The 3,810-nt window shown below is 70.8% G+C and carries 3 protein-coding genes; all 3 read right to left on the bottom strand.

What is annotated here, in order from left to right; genetic code table 11:
• Positions 1-328 (bottom strand): NAD-dependent epimerase/dehydratase family protein (locus AC5RWT_RS35445; protein WP_494084311.1); only part of this gene is annotated, 328 nt, incomplete at its 3' end.
• On the bottom strand, positions 325-2,964 hold the full coding sequence (locus AC5RWT_RS35440; protein ID WP_494084310.1) for an alpha/beta fold hydrolase: 2,640 nt from the start codon (positions 2,962-2,964) through the stop codon (positions 325-327). The genes AC5RWT_RS35445 and AC5RWT_RS35440, both read right to left, overlap by 4 nt.
• Positions 2,958-3,810, bottom strand: an 853-nt coding sequence (locus AC5RWT_RS35435; protein WP_494084309.1) for a 3-oxoacyl-ACP synthase III, incomplete at its 5' end; no start/stop codon positions are given. The genes AC5RWT_RS35440 and AC5RWT_RS35435, both read right to left, overlap by 7 nt.

The raw sequence follows: 3,810 nt of genomic DNA, 5'->3' as shown, positions 1-3,810 counted from the left end.
CCACGTCGCGCACTCCGGCGGATTTAGCCGCGGCCAGCAGGGTGCGGGTGCCGCCGATGTTGGTCGCCACGAACTCGCTCCACTCCCCGGTGAAGGAAACTTTCGCGGCCAGATGGATGACAGCGTCGACGCCGGCGACGGCGCGGCCGACGGCGGCGGTGTCCGTCAGCGAGCCGAGGACGGTGTCGGCACCCGGCCCCACGCTCGCGGGGCGGCGCTGGAAGGTCCGCACGATGTGGCCCTGCTCCAGCAGCAGCCGGGCCACGGCACCGCCGAGCAGGCCGCTGGCACCGGTGACCAGAACCGTTCGGGTTTCCGCGCTGCTCATGGTGTGGTGATCCGTCCGCCGGCCAGGGACTTGCCGGCCCAGGCCGTCAGCTTCGCGCGGTCAATCTTGGAGTTGTGCCGGATGTCCGTGGGCAGTTCGGGCAGCACCAGAACGGCGGCCAGATCCAGACCCGTGGCATCGGCGACGGCGGTGCGCACCGTTTCGGCGAGGGCGTGCGGCGCGATGCCGGGCTTGGTGGCTGCGGGGACCGTCTCGACGACGGCGACCGGAACCTGGGTGCCAGCGGGCCCGACGCCGACGACGGCAGCCAGCCGGACGCCGTCGTGCGTTTCCGCAGCCTGCTCAGCGGCCACGGGAGTGGCGACGCCGTTTGGGGTGGTCATGATGTGCGCCAGCCGGCCCTCGACCCACAGCCGTCCCTCGGCGTCCAGATGGCCGACGTCGCCTGTGCGGTGCCAACCGGGGACGGAGCCGCTGTGCCGCTGGGTGATCCAGAGCCGGTCGTAGCGGTCCTTCACGTGCGGGGCGCTGACCAGGATTTCCCCGGTGACACCTGGCTCCGTGCCGGGCTGGTCGGTCACGCTGCCGTCCGGAGCCACCGCCGCAATGGCCAGTGTGGCCCCGGAGACCGGGGTGCCGACGCAGACGCCGTTGCCGGAACCGGCAGCGCGGATTCCTTCCAGGCTGATGTCCGTGACCGGCAGCGCCTCGGTCATGCCGTACGGGGTGTGCAGTGTCGCCGAGGGCACCAGCGACTGCACCTTGGCCAGCAATGGTTCGGGGATCGGGGCACCGGCAGACAGCAGCAGCTTCACGTCCGCCAGCGCCACCCGGTGTTCGTCGGTCAGGCCGTCGGCGGTGGCCAAGACGTTGGCCAGGGCCGCGGGAGAGGCGAAGACTGCGGTGGCGCTCACCGCGGCGGCCGCCTCCGCCAGGGCCGCGGCGGTCAGGGTCCTGGGCGCCGTGACGTCCATGTCCGGGGTCACCGACGTTGCGCCAAGCGCCGGGCCCAACAGGGCGAACGGCGCGAAGCCGGCCACCAGCGACGTGCCGGCTTCCAGCCCGTAAGTGTTCTTCAGGGTGTCCCGCATGGCGGCCAGCTGACGGTGGGTGTAGACAACACCCTTGGCCGGGCCGGTGGAGCCGGAGGTGAAGAGAACCGCCGCGTCGTCGTCGGGAGCGGGGCCGGCGCCCTCAGCACGGCCACCGGCGGAGGCGGCAGCAGCTGACTCGAGGAGTTCGGGAACGGTGTGGGTGACCCCGTAGAGCCTGCGCTTGGCCTCGCCCATATCGGTGACGCTGATCCGTTGTCCCGGCCAGTTGAACAGCCGGGCGGCGGCAAAGGCGCGCTCGATGCCGATGATGAACGCGGGACCGGCGCCCTTGATGGCGCGGCTCAGGCCGGCAGGCCCCAGCCCGGCGTCGGCCACCACAATCACCGCACCGAGCTTCAGGCAGGCGTATATCAGGCTGGTCAGTTCGATGCCGGGCGGGACCAGCAGGTTGATCCGGTCTCCGGCTTTCACGCCGAGTCCGGCCAGGCCGTCGGCGAGCAGGTCCACCTGGCCGGCGAGCTCGGCCCAGGACAGCGTCCGCGGCCCGGCTCCCCGGGAGCCCAGCGGCGCCATGTCCACGACGGCGGGGGAGCCGTCGGTGCGCCGTTCGTCGAGTTCGGCCAGCATCGGGCGGCAAGGCGTCGCAGCCGGGGGTTTGCTCGAGGTCCCGCGGTGCCCGCTGGTGCCCGGGGCCACCGCATCATCCAGCCACGTGAAAACCGGCGCCGCGATGTCGCGGTCTTCCGGGAGGAGATGCCCGGCGCCTTCGAAGCGGTGCACGTCGGCCTGCGGCAGCCGGTCGATCAGGTCGCGCAGGTAGCGGTCGGAGAATACGGGGTCCTTGGGGCCCCACAGGATCAGCGCCGGGACGTCCAGCGTGCGGATGCCCTCCGCCACCTCGATCAGGGCGTTCCAGCTGGGCGTGCTCTCGTCGGCCGGGATGTCCGCCACGAAGTTGCCCACGCCGGTCCGCCGTTCAGCATGCCGGTACGGAGCCATGAACGCATCCCTGACATCCTGCTCCAACGGAGGATGCGCCAGAGCGTGCGTGACGCGCAGGAAGGCCGCCGACGTCGTGGTGCCCCAGCGATGCACGGCGGGGTGCAGCGCCAGTTTCAGCGGGGCGGGCAGTCCGAAGCCGGCGGGGTGCACGGCGGTGTTGGTCAGGACGATGCCGGCCAGCTGGTCGCGGTGCCGGGTGGCCCAGCCCAGCGAGATCACGCCGCCCCAGTCATGCCCCACCGTCACTACCCGGCCGGTAAGGCCGAGCTCGGCCGTCAGATCGCCCAGATCCGTGATCCGGTCTTCGAGCCGGCGGAAACGTCCGGTGCGTTCGGAGAAGCCCATGTCCAACTGGTCGACGGCGACCACGCGCCACGGCGCCGCAGCCTCACCGCCGGCGGCCAGCAGGCTGCGCCACACATAGGACCACGTGGGATTGCCGTGCACGCACAGCAGCGTGCCAGCCGGTTCGGTGCCGCGTTCGGCCAACTGAGGGCCGTTGTCCAAAACGTGCCAGGTGTGGGCGGCGCCGGCGGGGTCCACGGCGGCGCTCGAGGGTACGCGGACGCGGCGGGACCAGGCCGGGTCGACTCCGGGCCAGAGGGGAGTGTCTACCACGCAATCTCCATCATGGTGGTGTTCAGGCCGGAGCCCACCCCCATGCAGAGCACGCGGTCGCCGCGGCTTAGGGTCTGGGACTCTTGGGCCAGGGTCATCGGCAGCGAGGCCGGGCCCACATTGCCCCACTTCGGGAAGGTGATGGGCACGCGCTCGCGGACCAGGTTGACGGCCTTGATGATCGCGTTGGTGTACGAGGTGGAGACCTGGTGGGTGACGTACCGGTCCATCGCGGTCCAGTTCCAGCCGTCGCGGTGGGCTTCGTGCCAGGCGTTCACCACCAGTTCCAGCCCGTTCTCCAACAAACCCTTGGTGTCGGTGAACATGCCGCCGGGCCCGCCGACGCACAACTCGTGGTGCTCGGTGCCGGCGCGGGAGACGCCGCCGAGGATTCGGTGGGAGCCGGGGTGGACGTCCGCGGGGCCGATGACGGCGGCGGCGGCTCCCGAGCCCAACGTCAGCGTGGCGAATTCGCGCAGGTAGTCCGCGCGGGTTGAATCCGGATGGTTGAGGCGTTGGAACGTGGTTTCCTGCGTGGGCTGGGCGTCCTCCCCGGCGACGATCAGGGCGTACTTGATCTGACCGGAATCAATCATGTTGGCGGCCAGCGTGATGCCGTTGACGAAGCCCAGGCAGGCGTTCGCCAGGTCAAAGTTCATGGCCGACGAGGGCAGGCCCAGCCCGTGGTGGATCTTGACCGCGACGGACGGCTCCAGGTTCCTCCGGGTCACCGACGTGTTGATCAGCAGACCGATTTCACCCGGTTCCACACCGGCTTCGGCCAGGGCCTTGGCACCGGCTTCGATGGCGGCGTCGTCGAATGACGAACCAGGCGACCACCAGCGG

It is taken from the genome of Arthrobacter sp. Dra40, assembly GCF_059091905.1.
This window is presented reverse-complemented; position numbering and strand designations above follow the sequence as displayed.